A 17,402-nucleotide genomic window follows, 5' to 3' on the forward strand; every position below is an offset into this window, starting at 1 on the left:
AAGGAAGAATAAATGACCAGCCGAATCAAGATCAGTAGTGCGTTTGATGGCGGTAACATCTCCGTTATTGATGCCTCGGAGCCGGACAATATTAGAGTAAAGATCCCTAATGATACAAACTCTAAATTTTTACAGTGGTTTTATTTCCGTCTGCAGGGTGGAATGGGTGAGCAGTGTGTCATTCAATTTGAGAATGCCAGTGACGCTGCATACCCTGGTGGTTGGGTGGATTATCAAGCGGTTGCGTCTTATGACCGTGAGTATTGGTTTCGTGTACCGACCGATTACGTCGATGGTAAATTAGTGATTACTCATCAGCCAGAGCAAGACAGCGTGTATTACGCTTACTTTGCACCTTACAGCTACGAACGCCATTTGGATATGATTGCTTGGGCGGCAAGCCACGAGGATTGCATTACGGATCACTTGGGAGAAACGGCTGAAGGTCGTGACATCACGCTATTGGAAGTGAGTAAAACGCAAGGTCTGGCAAAAAACATTTGGATCATTGCTCGCCAACATCCTGGTGAGACCATGGCGGAATGGTTTGTGGAAGGTTTGCTTGAGCGTTTGTTTGATGAGTCCCATCCGATCGCGCGTTCGTTGCTGAAGCAATGCCGTTTTTATGTGGTACCGAACATGAATCCAGATGGAGCAGTACATGGAAATTTGCGCGTCAACTCTAAAGGCGTGAACTTGAATCGCGAATGGAAAAATCCCACTGCAGAATTCAGTCCAGAAGTATTGGCGGTGCAAAAGAAAATGGCTGAAACAGGGGTGGATTTATTCTTAGATATCCATGGTGATGAGACGTTGCCGGCGAATTTTGTCGATGGTTGTCAAGGCGTGCCGTCGTTTGATGCGCGTATGGAGGCAATGGAAACCTTGTTTAAGGACGCTTTTCTTGCGGTGAGCCCAGATTTTCAGACAGACATTGGTTACACGCCTTCTCAATTTGGCGAAGCGAATTTAACCGTGGCGACCAAATGGATCGGGGAAACCTACAAGTGTTTGTCTTTCACTTTAGAGATGCCATTTAAAGACAATCAAAATTTACCAGATGAAGTGGTTGGTTGGTCCCCTGAGCGCGCGAAAATTTTAGGGGCTGATGTTTTGTATCCTATTTATCAAGTGATTATGAGCCCACATATGAAGGCGAATGATTAAGCAATGGCGGAGGGTAAAATAGATTCGTTGGAGTCGTTAAAACTCAGCATGCGCCAATTTGCCCAAGATAGAGAGTGGGAGCAATTCCATTCTCCTAAAAATTTATCGATGGCCTTGGCCGGTGAAACAGCCGAATTACTTGATTGCTTTCGTTGGTTGACAGAAGAAGGGTCTTATCAATTAGACCCTGAGCAATTGTCTGCAGTGCACGATGAATTGGCCGATGTATTGCTGTTTACTGTCCGTTTGGCGGATAAACTGAACGTGGATTTGTTTGCCGCAGCGCAACAAAAAATCGCCAAAAACGCTGAGCGCTATCCGATAGAAAAAGTAAAGGGCAGTGCTAAAAAATACAATCAGTATTAGTTTGTGGGGATTAAGACCGTTTTTCGTTGTTATTTTGGCAGTTTTGTCGGGTAAATGTTGATTTAGTATCTAGCGAACTTTGGCAAACTGGATTAGGATCTCGCATTACAAAATGCAATGAATGTAGTGCCCATATTTATTTTTATAAAACGTAATTTTAGGACGAAGAAAAATGCCTAAGGCAAGTGAGATCAAAAAAAATGTTGCTATTAGCTATGACAATAAAACGTACATAGTAAAAGACATTGAGCGTTCTGTACCACAAGGTCGTGCGGGCGGTAGTTTGTACCGTATGCGTATGTATGATGTGGTATCGGGTCGCAAATTGGATGAGACGTTTAAAGATTCCGACATGATCGATCTTGCCGATCTTGTTCGTCGCCAAGTTATGTTTTCTTATTCTGATGGCGATGAGTATATTTTCATGGACAATGAAGATTATACGCCTTACAGCTTGAATAAAAGCGCGATTGAAGAAGAAGTGCTTTTTATCAATGAAGAAACACACGGTATCCAAGTTGTTTTGGTGAACGAGGTGCCTGTTGCTATTGAATTGCCAACGAACGTTGAGCTAGAAGTGGTTGAAACGGATCCTTCCATTAAAGGCGCTTCTGCAACGTCTCGTAACAAGCCCGCTAAACTATCCACAGGTGCTGTGATTCAAGTGCCTGAGCACATCTCTACTGGTGATCGAATTAAGGTCAACGTAGAAGAGCGTAAATTTGCAGGTCGTGCAGAGAAGTAAGCTTACTCTTTTTGCGCGTAAAAAAATGCAGCCATCAGGCTGCATTTTTTTTGGCACCACCAGACGACATAAAATCGTTTGGTGGTGTGTGGCTTTTTGTTTATGGGTTCTTATCGGTTTCTTTGAGTGCGTCTTTCGCTTTTTTCTCAGGATGATTATTGGCTTCCGTTAAACCCGCTTCCCTTTGCACGGCAGCGAGTACGCCTCGCAAAATCCCCAATTCTTGTTTTTCAGGACGAGAGCGATTAAAGAAGCGGTGTAGTTTGTCCAGAACTTTACCAGGGTGATTACGGATAATAAAATTAATCCCATAAAGCGTTTCTTCTAAATGCTCGTAAAAAAGGTCCATGTCCTTTTTATGAGGGTATTCAGGGGTTTCTTTCTGATATTTTTCTGTATTTTGGTTGGCCATCCAAATTTCATAGGCAACGATTTGCACCGCTTGTGAAATATTCAAGACAGGGTATTCATCGTTTGCATCAATGTACACTTGTCGATGACATTGAGCGATTTCATCGTTTAATAAGCCTGTGGTTTCGCGGCCAAAAAGAATCGCGACATTATGATCCACGGCTTCGGGTATCACGCTTTCAGCACATTCACGGGCATTCATGATAGGCAATTGAAAGGTGCGATGACGAGCGCTGGTACCAATCACAAGACTACAGTCTGCAATGGCTTCTTCTAGTGTAGAAACAATGGTGGCGTTTTCAAGCAGGTCAACGGCGCCAGCGGCACGGCTGGTGGCTTCTTCAGAGGGGTAATCATTTGGGTCAACCAAATAGAGATTGGTTAATCCCATGTTTTTCATGGCTCGCGCAATGGCGCCGATGTTACCAGGATGGAAGGTGTTGATTAGTACGATTCGGATATTACTTAACATGGGTCTTGAAGTACTCAGGGTTAGTTGTCTCTTAGTGGCGTGTTTCGTAGTCTGGTCATGGTGACAGCGTGAGCGTCTGTTCAGTGCTAGCGAAATCGACCTTGTCTAAGATGACTCTGGTTGTGTCGTTAAAGAGGAATTGGTTACAGGCGTGATGATACAGGGAACCGGTCTCTAACACCAACCGGTAGTTACCTCTGGGAATGTAATTGGCCGCGTAAGCTTGTTTTCCATAGAGGTAAATCGAAAAAGGGGCTTTGCCATCATAAGACTCAAAAGTGAGTATGCTGTGTACTGGAAGCTGGTTTAATATGCGCAGTCTACTGTTACCGTTCGCTTGACCTATCAATTCACCGTGTTGTGGCGCAATGCCTGGCTGACCAAAGCAGCCCGTTTGAATGGCTTGTTGCACACTGCCAAAGCCAATGTTCTTGGCTTGTACCCAGCCGCTCATGCCGTCATGGCGCACTGTCAGCCAGTTGCCTTGTAGTTTAATGCTCTGAATGTCGGATTGTGCTGGGATGGTTTGCACCAGAGCACTGGAGACATCCGGTTCGGCGTAAAGTGGGGTGCTGTTTAACGTGTGGCTTACTCCAATACGAAATTGTGGGTATAAACCTGTGATGTATGCCGTCGATTTGGAGTCAGAAGCGCTTTCCTGTGTTGAGGACTGCCAATAAAGCGTGCTGTAAACTCCTGCGGCAAAAAAGGCGATGTAGGTGGCGACTCGAAAAGCGGCTTTAGCGGCATCTAGCCGAATTGGTTGGCTCACCGGCTCGTTGTAATAGGACGGTCTAGGTCGGGTGTATTCGTCATCTTCATCCACAAAGGATTGGTAGGGTGGTATATCCGCCGTTTTGTCTTTCGTATTGGTGTTATCGGTGTAATTAAAGCCTTGAGTGTTGAAGTCTTTTGAGGCTTTGAATGCTTCTTCATACAAGGCTTTCACGCGTTTTTCATTGAGTGTATTGCGAGCTGCCTTGATGGCTTCGTCACGGGTTTTTTCGTGATGCGCGTTGTTGCGTTTCATTTCTTCATAGGCACGTTGACGCTCTTTGACAAAGGCCGCTTGCTCTTTGTCTGTCGCGGTCGAAAAGTGAGTGTAGCGGTTTTTCGCCGTCGTGCTTTGGGTGTTTTCTCTGGTGAAGGTAAAGGGCTTCCAATCCGTGACTTGCGCGCTTTGCCGAATGGCATTGGTGACATTTTCGTAGGCGGCCTGCAGGCGTTGAAAAAGCTCCGTTGTGTTTTTGTCGGGATTTTTATCAGGATGATAGCGTCTAGCCAACCGTCTGAACGCGATTTTAGCTTCCTGCTCGCTGGCGGTCGTGGGTATTTCCAGCAGTTGATAATCGTCTATTAGGCTCATGCGATGTCAGCTATATAACCATTTTTTGTCGTGAGATGGGGTGAATACATAAATACTCAACGCATTATGCACGATTTGTTGGCGCTGACAAAGGCGGAACTGTTTTATCCAAAAGCGTAAGGTAATCAGTAGGGGACATAGGGCGATAGAGATGGTATCCCTGACCAACTTGACAGTGCCAACTTTTCAATAATTGCAGTATGCCTTCAGATTCAATGCCTTCGGCGACACTGGTGATATTGAGGGCTTTACTCAGGTCTATCATGTTACGAGATAAGATCTGACTTTGCGCATCATCCAGTAAGTTCATAATAAAGAATCGATCTATTTTTAATTCATCGGTTTCTAACGCCACAAGATTTTGCATGGAACTATAGCCGACACCAAAGTCATCGATAGAAAGCTTAAAACCTGCTTGGTGTAGTTGTTTTACGTTGTTGTGTACAACGGCATTATTTTGAAAAACACTGGTTTCGGTGATTTCTATGGTGAACTTGCTAGCCGCTAATTGCTGCTTATCTAAGAGCTCCAAAATGCGATTAGCAAAGTTTTCCTGTAATAGATCTAGCGCTGAAATGTTTATCGATAAGCGTTGTGTGGAGAGCGCTTTGGGGTGCTGTGATGCCCATAAAAAGACACTTTCGAGCAATTTATCAGTGAGTTTATAGATAAGACCGGTTTGTTCTGCAAGTGGGATAAATTCACTCGGTGAGACTTGCCCCATATGGACATTGTTCCAGCGAATGAGCACTTCGCCTCCTGTGATGTTATTTGTTAAAAGGTCCACTTGCGGTTGAATATCGAAGTAAAGGATGTCGCGTTCGATGTCTTCCGTTAATAGGGTAATCAAACGAAGCTGATGAGCGTGATTGTTTTTTAGATTGTCTGTAAAGGGGAGCCAATGTCCGGATGAATAAGTGACAGAATCTTTTGCAATAAGGGCGTGTTGGTACAATTTATCAAGATCGGCACCTTGGGAAGGGTAAAGAGCGCTGCCTATTTTATATTGATGCCGAAAATGCACTTTATTCACCCGGGTTGGGTGGTCTAGTGTGTTTTGTATTTGCTGAATTTGCGTTTTAAGGGCGTCTGGGTGCGTACTGATAAAGATGATTTTTTTGGTTGTCATGCGGATGAGTGTTGTCGTTTTTTTGTTTGCCAGTGAAAAAGACAATAACCCTTCCATAGTTTGGGTTTGCTGGTGGAGCTTTAAAATAATGTCACACATGGCGCCGTCCGCTTTTGCTGGGCCGAACGCTTGGCTTAACGTTTGGTGGTTCGTTAGATCTATCATGACCAGAGCCAGCTTTTGATCGCTTAGGCCTTGTTTTTGTATTTGGCTTGGGAGCATGTCGAAGTAATAGGCTCGGTTAGGCAGTTGGGTCGTTAAATCTGTTAGCGCTTGAGTTCGACGATCACGCTCCATTTGTTTGGCCTTATCTGCAAAAGCGAAAGCAAATCCAAGCAATTGCAAAATGCACGCAATGGGAAAGATCGATTCTGTTACGGGGGTTATCGGGAGAATTTTCCAAAAAATAAAGGTATTTAATATGCTACCCGTGAGTAAAAAAAACCACGAGAATAGATAAAAACGCACTGGCAGAAAGCCTTTTTTGTAGGCTTTTATTCCCCAAGCAATGCAAATAAAAAAGAGAAAAATTTCAATGAAGGCAAAAAATAGCGCGAATGTTTTGACTGAAAACACCTGTGTGCTGAGCAAAAAAGTGATAAAGAGCCAATCACCGTACTTTTTGAGGAAAGCGTTTGGGGCGGGTATTTGAATGTCTTTTAAAAAGTGCATGCTAAAACGAAATAGGATCCATGCACCTAGCCCAAAAACCACAAAGAGGTTGGTCGTGATCCACTGGCTGAGTGTTTGTGAAAAAATCCATCGATTAAAGCCGGTAAGTGCGGAGAGTGAAACAAAGATAATCAGGTTCAGACCAAGGTAATAAATAAAGCCAGGTTGTTTCAATAAAGCAAAAAGAAAAATGTTATAGATCAGCAGGATCGTTAGCGTGCTAATTATGAAGGTCCAAAAGATTAATTTATGCGTTGTTTGTTCTGCCGCTGTCGTGCCATCCATCAGCTTGATGGGGGTGAGTAGGGGGTGATTGCCTTGTTTGCGAATAATCAGGCTTGTGCTGTGTTGATCGGACAGTGTGATAGGGATCCAGATACCCTTGTAATGGCTATTGTCTTCTCCCCAATCTTGTAATGCGCCTCTTTTCCAGTGTGATATGAGTTGTTCATCATGGAATAAGTAAAAGTCTAAGTGCTCTATGATGAAGTAGCTTAAGGTAAGGTAAAGGTTTTGTGTGTTTTCTTGCGTTGTGGTTTTGGGAAAAGTGAGTTTGTGCCAGTAAGCGTTTTCTGAGAAGTTTTGTGATTCGGCGTAAAGATCGTCGTTAAATGCATCGCTTAATAAGGCCTCTTCAGCGCTCATGGGGGTCATTTCTTTGAAGGTGGGAATAACAGATGGCGTGTATGCGTCGCTTCCAAAGGCATTCTGCGCTGACAGTTGAGCCAGTAGTACAAGACACAATAAAAGGGGATTGGCTGTCATTCCTGATAGGCCTCTTAGGATTAACTGGGTTACGGTTAAAAGACTTTGCTTGCAATACGGCTGGCTTTCTTAAAATATAGGCGACATTTTTAATCAATGTATACTGTTTAGGATTTTTTATGAGCGATAAACTCACCCACTTGGATCACCAAGGACATGCGCACATGGTGGATGTCTCAGACAAAGACATCACTAAGCGAACGGCGACCGCTCAGGCGATTGTTTTAATGCAACCTACGACGCTAAAGAAAGTGATCGAAGGCGGTTTACCCAAAGGGGATGTGTTAGCTACGGCGCGTATTGCAGGTATTCAAGCGGCAAAGAAAACCGCAGACTTAATTCCTCTTTGTCACCCTTTGATGCTGACGAAAGTCACTGTGGACATTAGTGTGGTGAGTGATTGCGAATTAGAGGTGTTATGCACTTGTTCTTTATCGGGTAAAACCGGCGTTGAAATGGAAGCATTAACTGGAGCAAGTATTGCTGCTTTAACGCTTTACGATATGTGCAAAGCGGTGGATAAAGGTATTGTGATTCAGACAGTAGCGTTGTTAGAAAAAAAGGGTGGCAAGAGTGGTGATTGGAGTAACAACAATGTCTAAGGTGAGGGTCGTATTTTTTGCTTCATTAAAAGAGCGCATCGGCCAAAGTGAATATGTGGTTGAGACAACTCTGCCATTAAGTATAGGGGATTTAAAGCACCTGTTAGCACGCCAACTGAGTCAAGGCAGCGCGCTGCTTGAAAAGGGAATTCAATCTTCTATCGACTTTGAGTTTGCCAGAGACTCAGACACAGTGACTGAATTGGTGAAAGAGGTGGCGTTTTTTCCACCAGTAACAGGGGGTTAAATGATTCTAGTACAAGAAGAGGATTTTCACGTTGATGCGCTGTATAAGCGCTTATTAAAAGCCAACGAGACCGGCGCTGTGGCTATGTTTGTGGGGTTGGTGCGCCAGTTCTCCGATTTACCAAACGAAGCCTGCCAGTTTGAGCTAGAGCATTATCCCGGGATGACTGAGCGTAATTTGCAAACGATTGTTGACGAGGCTAATGCGCGTTGGCCCTTGCTTGATGTTTGTGTCGTTCATCGTGTTGGCCGTTTGTCGGTGGACGACCAAATCGTGTTTGTTGGTGTCAGTGCCGCCCATCGTGCAGAAGCGTTTCAAGCGTGCGATTTTATAATGGATTATTTGAAGAGCCGAGCGGCGTTTTGGAAAAAAGAGTCCCAAGGGGCAAACAGTCATTGGGTAGAAGCCAATGACCGTGATGAAGTAAGCCTAGCACGCTGGAAACCCTAATGCAGAGTGTTCGCGATTAATGAGGGCGAAGGGTTTTCTTTCGTCCGCTTGCGTGGCGCTCTCGGTATTCTGTATCAATGTATTTATCTGTTGTCGCCATGCTAGCGTGCCCTGCGTCTTCTCTGACGTGTTCTTTGGGTCTGGTTTTTACATCTTCTGATATGCCTGTATGTCGTAACCAGTGAACGGTTGCAACACGGAGGTCGTCGGCATCGGCTCTCATGCCATCTTCACACATGCGCTCATAGGCTTTGTCAAAACACAGTTGGACAATGTTGCGTACCTGTCGTGAGCTGGTCATGGCGCCTTGCCCTCGATTCTTAGGCACAAGAGGTGTATTTTCCGCGATGGTGGGGAGTGTGGGTAAATCGCGAAAACGACGGTATCGAATTAAGGCGTTAAGCATGTCGTCTGATACCGCCACTAGGCGCTCTTTATTGCCCTTCGAAAGCACTTTAAACCACCAATGCCCATCGGCGTCTTTTATAAAGTCACCCATTACTGGCGCCGATCGTTCATCGGCGACTAATTCTGAAATTCGCAAATACATGCCGAGTAAGGCATTCATAATAAACAAGGTTCGTTCGTGCTGAGCAGGATCTTCTTCTGCCAGCATTTCTGCGGTTTCAATCACATAGTCCCATTGCAGATTGGAAATGCGTCGAACTTGTTTACGAGTCACTTCTTTTTTAACAAATTTACTTTTTTGTCGAATTAAGGCAACAGGGTTTTGCTGCGCAGCATCCTCCTGCATAAGAAAGCCGTAATAGGAAGATAAAATGGAAAACGTGGCACGAATGGCTGCTTGAGACAAAGAATGCAGTTTTGTTTTTGGTACGTCTCCATTTTTGAATTCTAATTTGCTGACATGGGCCACAAACGGTCGCCATTCTTTGTTTGCGGTTCGTTGCCCCATGTGTAATTTAAACCGAGCCACATTTTTTATACCAATCCAACTCTCAGGTGGTGTGATGCAAAAATGGATAAATTCTTCAATTTGATCGCGGCGCAATTGAGTCGTTGGGCAATTGGCGATGTTCCATGACCAAAGCAGTAATCGTTCCACTTCTCGACGATATGAATTAAACGTCGCTTGAGAGCCGTTGTAGCTGTAGATAAAACACAAGGCAAGCTGAAGGTCTCTGCGATACTCAGGGTCATTGAGCTGAGGCGTGGCTGTGGTCAGATGGGCAACAATGCTATCAAACTGAGTAAAAGGGTTAGGCAAATGTTCCAAATTGTCGATTAAAGCAAGCGGTGTCATAATCTTTTATATCCAAATTGATGGCCTATATTAGCAAATTTTTCGATGTATCCCACTGATTTGTCGCATGATGCCAGTTTAGTCTCCATTCGATAGCCATGTTGTGTCTTTTTTTTCCTCATTCTAGGGGCTTTGTGCCTCATTTTTTTTGATTTCATCTTCTTCGGTGTGATTTTTGTGCAATTTGATGGTTATTAATTCGTATTTGGAACAAAGGTGGAAGATAAGGTTTGGGGGTTTTTAAATAAAATTAAAAGACTATTATGAATTCATCGAAACAAAATATGAATTGCAAATTTTATATTAATTAAAGACTTCTGAGGAAACAAATATGAAAACTTTTTCTAAATCAGCCATTACCTTTTTTACCGCTTCTGTTATGGCAACGTCTGCGTTTGCTTCTGATTCAACCGATCGTTTGCAAAGTGCCAGAGGCAGCGTAGAAGCACTTGGTGTAACGCTTGAGAATATGGGCGCTAATGTGGACACCAGTGTTGATTTAAACGGTGCTTATACGGCAGATCAAAAAACAGCGGTTTATAAAGCGAAACATGCTGAACTGCAAAGCCAGTTTAATACGTTACGTGCTCAGTCCGCTGAATAATCTAAGCTGAAAAAATCTATTGTATTAATTAAATTAAAGAGGGTTACATTATGAAAACGTTAAATAAAGCAGCATTGGCTCTACTAGCAGCAACCGTTATGACAACTAGCGCATTTGCTGATACTGAAGGCGCAACGGACCGTATTCAAAGTGCGAAAGGCAGTGTAGAAGCCCTTTCTGTTACACTGAAAAACATGGGCGCTGATGTTGATGCCAATGTTGATTTGAATGGTGCTTACACAGCAGATCAGAAAGTATCAATTTACAATGATAAACACGCTGAACTACAAGCTCAGTTTGATGCATTGCGTGCTCAATCAGCAGAATAATTCTGTGTGGTTCATACAAAAAAAGCCAAACATTTGTTTGGCTTTTTTTTGCTATTTTTCGTCATCTAAATCTTCTTGTTTTTCCGCTTCATTTATTATCTTAAAGGTTTCAATGGTGTTTTGTATGGTGCTCTTTTCATTTTCTGCGGAATCTTTCTCAGCTCGGTTTATTAAATATTGAGCTGTTTTGTCTTTTCCTTGGCTAAAATCTAGCAAAGCTCGATAATTTAATGCCATAGGGATGTTGTTTCTAGATTGATAGTACTGGATATTCGCGCGCCAGATTAAGCGCTTTTCATAGATATAGTCTGATGAAACATTAATGGGTTTGGTTCGAGTGGATTGCGCGTATAACATTGAGAAAAGAATATTATTTGGTGATAGTTCTAATTGTCGGTTAATAATAACCAACCCTTTTTCTGCGTCATTTGCCGCGATATAGCTTAGAGCTTGCAGGTAGTCTGTAAACTTATTGTGTTTTTCGAGTTTGCTCAAAAAACTAAGGGCACGTTCCGGTGATTGAACAATGTAAGAAAAGAGTGCTTTGGCAAAGTTTCTGACATCATTGTCTTGAATTTTTTGGTCCAAATACGTTAAGGGTCTGTCTTCTAAGCCCGCTCTGTAAGCGAGCAGGCTAGCCCGGAAATATTCAAAGTCGCTTTGCGGTCGAGTGGTTAATATCGTTCCCTGAGTGTCTGTGCTGAATGAGTCAGAGAGGCGCGAGTTTGGTGATGGGTGGGTGGACAAGAATTCTAAAGTTGGTCTTCCAAGCGCTTGTTTAAAAAAAGCTTGAAAGAGTTTTGTCATACCTTCTGGTGGTAACCCTGCGTTAATAAGGTATTCCCGTCCGCGTCTGTCAGCTTCTTGTTCTTGATTGCGACTGTAAGTGAGCGTGTTTTCGGCTTGGTTTGCGATACCTCCCAACCACAGTGCCGTTGTCGCATCGCCACCGGCTCCCGCGAGAGCCGCTGCAATCCCAGCGCCTAACATGACTAACGTTTTGCTAAGCTCTTCACTAGAATGTTTTGTTTGGCGTTCATAATGTCGAAGATCTAAATGCGCTACTTCGTGCGCTAATAAGCCATACAGCATGTCTTCACTGGTGATCATCTCCATGATATCGGAATAGATAAAAAGATGGTTGCCGGGAATAACAAAGGCATTGCTTTGTGAGCTGTTTAACAAGGTCATTTCAACCGTGGTATTGTAAAGATTTGTCTGTGGCAGAATATGAGAAAGTGTATCTTTTAAATAGTCGTAGGCAGGCGGGAAATCGATTAAGGCACGACTGCCATTGAGTTTTCTGAACCAGTGCTGTCCCAATATGTAAGAGGGGTTAGACAGCGCTCTCTCGTCCTTGTTGGCTTCAAGGTCTGGCAGGTTTGCATTCGACATATTTGAGAAAGTGCTTGTAAAAACAATGGCTAAGATGGTTAAGCTTGTTGTAACGTTTGAAAATAGTCTCATAATATGGCTAATGTATTTTTGAGTAAGTTGTAAAATGAACGATCTATACGAAGAGTATGACGTAATCTTGGATGCAAGAGAAGATCGTTGTCCTATGCCTTTGCTAAAGACTAAGATGGCGTTAAGCAAAATGGCCGTCGGGGAGCGGTTGTTTGTCATGGCGAGTGACTCTGGTTCGTTAAAAGATATTCCTCAATATGTGACCTTGGTTGGATTGTCTTTATTGTCAATGCAGGAAGATAATGCGGTCTATACCTTTGTCATTCAGAAAAGCTGAAACGGATTCGATATGTTTAAAATTGTTGATACGCTGATTAAACGATATTTTTCAAATGAAGAAGTGGTTGTTTTCTTGCTTCTGATGATAGCGACCTTGTGTGTTTTTGCTTTTTGGGGTGGCATTTTAGCGCCGATACTGATTGCTATCGTGCTCGCCTTTCTATTGCAGGGCCTAGTGGATCGATTGCAAAGTGTGGGTCTTGGGCATGTCACTTCTGTACTCATTGTGTTTTCTACTTTTATAACCGCATGTGGTGTTTTCATTGGTGTTATGGTGCCGATTATTTGGCGTCAGGCTGTTCGCCTTGTGCAAGATGCGCCTCGCATGTTTACGGATATACGTCATGAAATACAGCTGTTTGCGGAAGGTCATCGGGATTTTGTCAGTGAAGCCGCTATTGATGAGGTGATTAACTCGCTAGCGAATGAATCAACGAATCTAGGCCAGTGGCTGGTGTCTTTTTCGATTGCCAGTATTCCGTCTTTGTTCTCGTTAATTATTTATTTGGTACTGGTGCCTCTTGTTATGTTTTTTTTGCTCAAAGACCAGCAAAAAATTCTCGCATATATGACGTCGTGGTTACCAAAAGAAAGAAAAATGATGCGCAATATCGCCCATGAAATGAATGAGCAAATTGCCAATTACATTCGTGGTAAGTTCATCGAGATGCTGGTCGTGGGGGTCGTAACTTATGTGGTGTTTTTGGTGTTTGGTTTGAAATACGCTGAGTTGCTTGCTCTACTAGTTGGATTGTCGGTGCTGATTCCGTATATAGGCGCGGCGGCGGTAACTGTGCCTGTCGTATTGGTGGCGTTTTATCAGTATGGCACTCAGAGTGAATTTGTGTATGTTGTGATTGCTTACTTAGTGGTACAGGCTCTAGATGGCAATGTGCTCGTGCCTTTGTTGTTTTCTGAGGCGGTTAATTTGCATCCATTGGCCATTATTGTTGCTGTGTTGTTTTTCGGCGGTATATGGGGGTTCTGGGGCATCTTTTTTGCGATCCCTTTAGCGACCTTGGTGAAGGCCATCATTAATGCTTGGCCAGATCAGCAACAGCTGATCTAACCTTTATCATAATATGACACCAATCAGCCCTTTCTTGTTGCTAAGAAAGGGCTTTTTTTTAGGGCGTCACTTTCGCCAGCAGAATGCTGTATGGAGGAAGGACAACAGTATTACCGTCGATGTATCCGCTGTGTATTGCTTCCGGCAAGGTTAAGGCAGACAGGGTGAATTCGACCGGTAAAATGATGTCTTGGTTAGTGGTATTAATGCCCACGTAAAGACACTTATCTTGATCACGGCGAAGAAATGTCAATGTGGTTTCATCGTTGTAAAGAAATTCAATGTCACCGTGGCGTAACTCTGGATGGCTGCGTCTCACATGAAGAAAGTCGCGATAGGCATGCAGAACGGAGTGACGATTATCTTCTTGCTCCTGAACGGCAAGCGGGCGCTGACTGTCGGCAATGGGCAACCAAGCTTCCGTAGACTGCGTAAAACCTCCCATTATGTCGTTTTTCCATGGAATAGGGGTTCGACAGCCATCGCGGCCTTTAAATTCGGGCCAGAAAGCAATGCCAAAAGGGTCAACCAATTGATCAAATGTCAGTTCCGCTTCCGGTAGACCCAGTTCCTCTCCCTGATACAAGCAAACACTGCCTCTTAATGTGAGTAGCATGGCCATGTAGATTTTGCTTTTGGCAATGGCATCATGATTGTTTCCCCAGCGAGTGACGACTCGTTCTACATCATGATTGCCGATAGACCAGCAAGGCCATCCATCGCCTAAGCCTGCTTCTATGGTTTCCATGGTATTACGAATATGAGTCATTGAGGCGTCATGAGTAAGTAAGTCGAACGAGTAACACATGTGCAGCTTGTCTTTGCCTTGGGTGTAAGCAGCCATGGTTTCTAAGGCAAAATCGCACCCGACTTCGCCAACGGTTGTGGTATTGGGGTATTTATCTAACAGGCTGCGTAAACGTTGCAAAAAACCAATGTTCTCCGGTCTAGATTTATCATAAATATGCAGTTGATAGGCGTAAGGGTTGTCTAGCCTGACCCCAATACTGCCTTCGACGACTTCTTTTTTGGGGGGGTTATTTCTCAGCTCTATATCGTGGTAGTAGTAGTTGGCTGTATCAAGACGGAACCCATCGACACCGCGTTTTAGCCAGAACTCGACGGTATCAAGTAAGGCATCGACCACATCTGGGTTGTGGAAGTTTAAGTCAGGTTGGCTGTCCAGAAAGTTATGAAGGTAATATTGGCGACGACGGCTGTCCCAATGCCAAGCTGGGCCGCCAAAAACAGACAGCCAATTATTCGGTACAGTACCATCTGGGTTGGCATCTGCCCAAATGTACCAATCGGCTTTCCCATTGTCGTGACTGCTGCGAGACTCGACGAACCATGGGTGTTGATCAGAGCTGTGGTTAAGCACTTGGTCTATCATGACTTTCAGTCCATGATGATGAGCAGACTCAATCAGCTCGTCAAAGTCTTCAAGAGTGCCAAAGATAGGGTCAACGTCACAATAATCACTGACGTCGTAGCCAAAGTCTTTCATCGGAGAAGTGAAGAAGGGCGATAGCCAAATGGCGTCAACACCCAGTGAGGCAATGTAACTCATTTTTTGGGTGACGCCTGGAAGATCACCAATGCCGTCATTATTTGAATCGAAAAAGCTTCTAGGGTAAACCTGATAAATTACCGCGCCGCGCCACCATTCTTGATTCATCATCATGATTCCTTCTTTCTGTAATAGGGATGTTTTGGTGTCAGTGCTAACAGAATTTCTTAGATTTATAGCGGATGGGTTCCATTCTCTGTCGTGCTTTTTTGACATAATTCCAGCATACTCAATGATTATAATTAATGCATGATTTTTGTTGCTTTATTTAGCAGCAATTTTGTTATTTTTTGGAGCTGTGATGTTCTCTGATAATGCTCGCCCTGTGGCTTGGCCTTTATTCTTTTTTTATTTTTTCTTTTGTGCATTAGTGGGCGTAATGATGCCCTATATCTCTTTGTACTATAAATCGATCGGTTTAACCGCTTCCGAAATTGGTCGCTTAATGTCCACGTTTACCTTGTCTGGCATCTTGATACCGCATTTTTGGGGGTGGTTAACGGCAAAAGTGGGGCTTCCTAAGCGCATATTACAAATCGGTATTTTGGGTTGTTTTATTGCCGTTATCCCATTTAACTGGAATGATCAATTTGAAACGCTTTGGTTGCTGACTTGCACAATGGCGTTGTTTTATTCCGCCTTGATTCCAATGACAGATTCTTTAGCGGTGAGAAGCATTCGCCATTTAGACGTGCCCTATACTCGTTTAAGAGTGGGTGGGTCTATGGGGTATGTTTTTGCGGTAACGGGCGCCGGTTTCCTGATCGGTCAGTTTGGTGTTGTGATTGTGATTCCGACCATGTGTGTGTTCTTAGCGCTGGCGGTGGTAACCTCTTTTTTTATTAAAGAGCAGGCCTATGAGGTTCATACTCAGAAAGCCACTACGTCTTTTTTGGCTTTGGTGAGAACACCAGAATCCATGTTGTTTTTTGGGTTGGCGTTTTTGGCTTTTATGTCCCATGCGCCTTTTAATGTTTTTTTCGCTGTGCATTTGTCGAACTTGGGTTACAGCGGCCAATACATTGGTTTGTTGATGGCGTTAGGGGTGGTGATTGAGATCGTTTTGTTTTTATTCTTTGGCAATACGATCAAACGTTTTGATGTGGTCCATATTATTGTTCTGTGTTTTGTTTGTGGCATGGTACGTTGGTTTTTAGTGGGATGGTTTGCTTCGGTTGTTTGGGTGCTGATTTTTACTCAGTTGCTGCACAGCATTACCTTTGCTCTCTTTCATATGGTGTCTATCGAACAGATTCGACGTCTGTTTCCAGAGCGTTTTGCTGGGCAAGGGCAAGCCATGTACAGCGCTTTTGCCATCGGGCTTGGTGGTGGGCTCGGTATGGTGATTGCGGGTTATCTATGGGAATGGATTGGTGGGGCTTGGGTGTTTACATTGGCTTCTTGTGTGAGCGCACTGGCGCTGAGCATCTTATTGATTAGTCAGCGCCGTTAACGTGTCTATAAGGTGGTTCCATCGCTTTTTAATAGCTCAATAAAGGCGATGGCGGCACGACTCAATGTTCTTTGTTTGTGGTGTATGACACCGAGTTTTCTTTCTACGTTTAAATCTGGCAAATTCAACACTACTAGCTTTTCATCGACCAGTGTGGAAGGCAAGAGCGACCAACCCCAGCCGATGTTCACTAGCATGGCCAATGTTTCTAAGTTGTTGGTATTCATTCTGACTTTAGGTTTTAGGCCTTGTTTGCCGAAGGCTTGTTCCGCAATTTGCCTAGTAAAGGTGTTTTTATTCGGCAAAACGCAAGCATGTTGCGCCAGTTCTATTAGACTAACATGCTTGGAAAATGCGAGAGGGTGGTCTTTACTGACAACACATGCGAGAGGGTCCGACCAAATAGGCAAGGATTCGATGAGAGGATTTTCTTTATTGGACAGTGTAATAATCCCCAATTCAGCTCGCCCTTTTAATACATCTTGGTAAGCCTCTTCAGACTGAACAAATTCTATTTCCAATTGTGCACTAGGATAATCTTCCTGAAAGCGCTTTAGAGATTTGGGTAAGCGGTGTAAACCAATATGGTGGCCCGTTGATATGCGTAACTCTCCACTTACATCTTGCATTTGCAAGGTCATACTGCGTTTTATGTCTTGCAGGTCTTCGGCCATCTTGCGTGCTTTGGGTAACAAACGAATACCAGCTTCGGTTAATTGAACTTGTTTTCCTATGCGGTCAAACAGCTTTACACCTAGGCTGTTTTCAAGGGCGGCAACGCGTTTGCTGACCGCTGGTTGGGTGATAAAAAGCAGTGCTCCGGCTTCTGAGAAAGAGCCTGTTTCTGCGACTTTTATAAAGGTAATCAGTTCAGCAATGTCTACCATTCCAAAAAATTATCCAAAACATGAAAAATATGAATTTGAGTAATTTAAGCCAAAGTTTTAGGATAGCGCAATAGATTTCTGAGGAGAG

General features: G+C 43.8%; 18 protein-coding genes. 11 read left to right on the forward strand and 7 right to left on the reverse strand.

What is annotated here, in order from left to right:
* The first annotated feature begins 12 nt into the window (after positions 1-12).
* The 3 genes from DKT73_RS02295 (at position 13) to efpL (ending at position 2,278) form a co-directional block, all read left to right on the forward strand.
* Positions 13-1,167, forward strand: a complete 1,155-nt coding sequence (locus DKT73_RS02295) for a M14 family metallopeptidase (protein ID WP_111636962.1) — start codon at positions 13-15, stop codon at positions 1,165-1,167.
* 3 nt (positions 1,168-1,170) lie between these two features.
* The gene (locus tag DKT73_RS02300) at positions 1,171-1,533 is read left to right on the forward strand and encodes a nucleotide pyrophosphohydrolase (RefSeq protein WP_111636963.1); all 363 of its coding nucleotides are present in this window, start codon (positions 1,171-1,173) and stop codon (positions 1,531-1,533) included.
* 172 nt (positions 1,534-1,705) lie between these two features.
* On the forward strand, positions 1,706-2,278 hold the full coding sequence (gene efpL / locus DKT73_RS02305) for an elongation factor P-like protein EfpL (protein WP_111607846.1): 573 nt from the start codon (positions 1,706-1,708) through the stop codon (positions 2,276-2,278).
* Between the two features lie 100 nt (positions 2,279-2,378).
* Here the strand turns inward: efpL and trmJ are convergent, their stop codons facing one another.
* The 3 genes from trmJ to DKT73_RS02320 form a co-directional block, all read right to left on the reverse strand.
* Positions 2,379-3,161, reverse strand: a complete 783-nt coding sequence (trmJ, locus tag DKT73_RS02310; RefSeq protein WP_111636964.1) for a tRNA (cytosine(32)/uridine(32)-2'-O)-methyltransferase TrmJ — start codon at positions 3,159-3,161, stop codon at positions 2,379-2,381.
* 55 nt (positions 3,162-3,216) lie between these two features.
* Complete coding sequence (locus DKT73_RS02315; protein ID WP_111636965.1) at positions 3,217-4,527, reverse strand: J domain-containing protein; 1,311 nt, start codon at positions 4,525-4,527, stop codon at positions 3,217-3,219.
* A gap of 64 nt (positions 4,528-4,591) precedes the next feature.
* Positions 4,592-7,093, reverse strand: a complete 2,502-nt coding sequence (locus tag DKT73_RS02320; RefSeq protein ID WP_111636966.1) for an EAL domain-containing protein — start codon at positions 7,091-7,093, stop codon at positions 4,592-4,594.
* A 119-nt stretch (positions 7,094-7,212) separates the two neighbouring features.
* Between DKT73_RS02320 and moaC the strand changes: the two genes are divergently transcribed.
* Genes moaC through DKT73_RS02335 form a run of 3 tightly spaced genes read left to right on the forward strand, consistent with a single transcriptional unit; the run spans position 7,213 to position 8,392 of the window.
* On the forward strand, positions 7,213-7,695 hold the full coding sequence (gene moaC, locus DKT73_RS02325) for a cyclic pyranopterin monophosphate synthase MoaC (protein WP_111636967.1): 483 nt from the start codon (positions 7,213-7,215) through the stop codon (positions 7,693-7,695).
* Positions 7,688-7,942: a MoaD/ThiS family protein gene (locus DKT73_RS02330; RefSeq protein WP_111636968.1), complete on the forward strand. Its 255-nt coding sequence runs from the start codon at positions 7,688-7,690 to the stop codon at positions 7,940-7,942. Before moaC ends, DKT73_RS02330 begins: the two co-directional genes overlap by 8 nt.
* Positions 7,943-8,392: a molybdenum cofactor biosynthesis protein MoaE gene (locus DKT73_RS02335; RefSeq protein WP_111636969.1), complete on the forward strand. Its 450-nt coding sequence runs from the start codon at positions 7,943-7,945 to the stop codon at positions 8,390-8,392.
* 16 nt (positions 8,393-8,408) lie between these two features.
* On the opposite strand, the gene DKT73_RS02340 is transcribed toward DKT73_RS02335, so the two are convergent.
* Complete coding sequence (locus DKT73_RS02340) at positions 8,409-9,656, reverse strand: tyrosine-type recombinase/integrase (RefSeq protein ID WP_111636970.1); 1,248 nt, start codon at positions 9,654-9,656, stop codon at positions 8,409-8,411.
* A gap of 331 nt (positions 9,657-9,987) precedes the next feature.
* Between DKT73_RS02340 and DKT73_RS02345 the strand changes: the two genes are divergently transcribed.
* Positions 9,988-10,260: a hypothetical protein gene (locus DKT73_RS02345; protein WP_111636971.1), complete on the forward strand. Its 273-nt coding sequence runs from the start codon at positions 9,988-9,990 to the stop codon at positions 10,258-10,260.
* Positions 10,261-10,310: 50 nt separating this feature from the next.
* Positions 10,311-10,589 (forward strand): hypothetical protein, encoded by a 279-nt coding sequence (locus DKT73_RS02350; RefSeq protein ID WP_111636972.1) that lies wholly within the window; start codon positions 10,311-10,313, stop codon positions 10,587-10,589.
* A 51-nt stretch (positions 10,590-10,640) separates the two neighbouring features.
* Here the strand turns inward: DKT73_RS02350 and DKT73_RS02355 are convergent, their stop codons facing one another.
* Positions 10,641-11,984: a M48 family metallopeptidase gene (locus DKT73_RS02355; RefSeq protein WP_232827760.1), complete on the reverse strand. Its 1,344-nt coding sequence runs from the start codon at positions 11,982-11,984 to the stop codon at positions 10,641-10,643.
* A 106-nt stretch (positions 11,985-12,090) separates the two neighbouring features.
* Here DKT73_RS02355 and DKT73_RS02360 point away from each other — a divergent pair, with 106 nt between their 5' ends.
* Together DKT73_RS02360 and DKT73_RS02365 are read left to right on the forward strand one after the other, a co-directional pair.
* Complete coding sequence (locus tag DKT73_RS02360) at positions 12,091-12,333, forward strand: sulfurtransferase TusA family protein (protein ID WP_111636974.1); 243 nt, start codon at positions 12,091-12,093, stop codon at positions 12,331-12,333.
* Positions 12,334-12,345: 12 nt separating this feature from the next.
* Positions 12,346-13,404, forward strand: a complete 1,059-nt coding sequence (locus DKT73_RS02365; protein ID WP_111636975.1) for an AI-2E family transporter — start codon at positions 12,346-12,348, stop codon at positions 13,402-13,404.
* Positions 13,405-13,462: 58 nt separating this feature from the next.
* Here the strand turns inward: DKT73_RS02365 and DKT73_RS02370 are convergent, their stop codons facing one another.
* Positions 13,463-15,088 carry an alpha-amylase family glycosyl hydrolase gene (locus tag DKT73_RS02370; protein ID WP_111636976.1) on the reverse strand — a complete coding sequence of 542 codons (1,626 nt, stop codon included), beginning with the start codon at positions 15,086-15,088 and terminating at the stop codon, positions 13,463-13,465.
* Between the two features lie 187 nt (positions 15,089-15,275).
* On the opposite strand from DKT73_RS02370, the gene DKT73_RS02375 reads away from it, so the two are divergent.
* Positions 15,276-16,427, forward strand: coding sequence for an MFS transporter (locus DKT73_RS02375; protein WP_111636977.1), 1,152 nt, complete (start codon positions 15,276-15,278; stop codon positions 16,425-16,427).
* A 5-nt stretch (positions 16,428-16,432) separates the two neighbouring features.
* On the opposite strand, the gene DKT73_RS02380 is transcribed toward DKT73_RS02375, so the two are convergent.
* The gene (locus DKT73_RS02380; RefSeq protein WP_111636978.1) at positions 16,433-17,314 is read right to left on the reverse strand and encodes a LysR family transcriptional regulator; all 882 of its coding nucleotides are present in this window, start codon (positions 17,312-17,314) and stop codon (positions 16,433-16,435) included.
* Positions 17,315-17,402: the final 88 nt, after the last annotated feature.

The sequence above is a fragment of the Marinomonas shanghaiensis genome, from assembly GCF_003259175.1.
Taxonomy (GTDB): domain Bacteria; phylum Pseudomonadota; class Gammaproteobacteria; order Pseudomonadales; family Marinomonadaceae; genus Marinomonas; species Marinomonas shanghaiensis.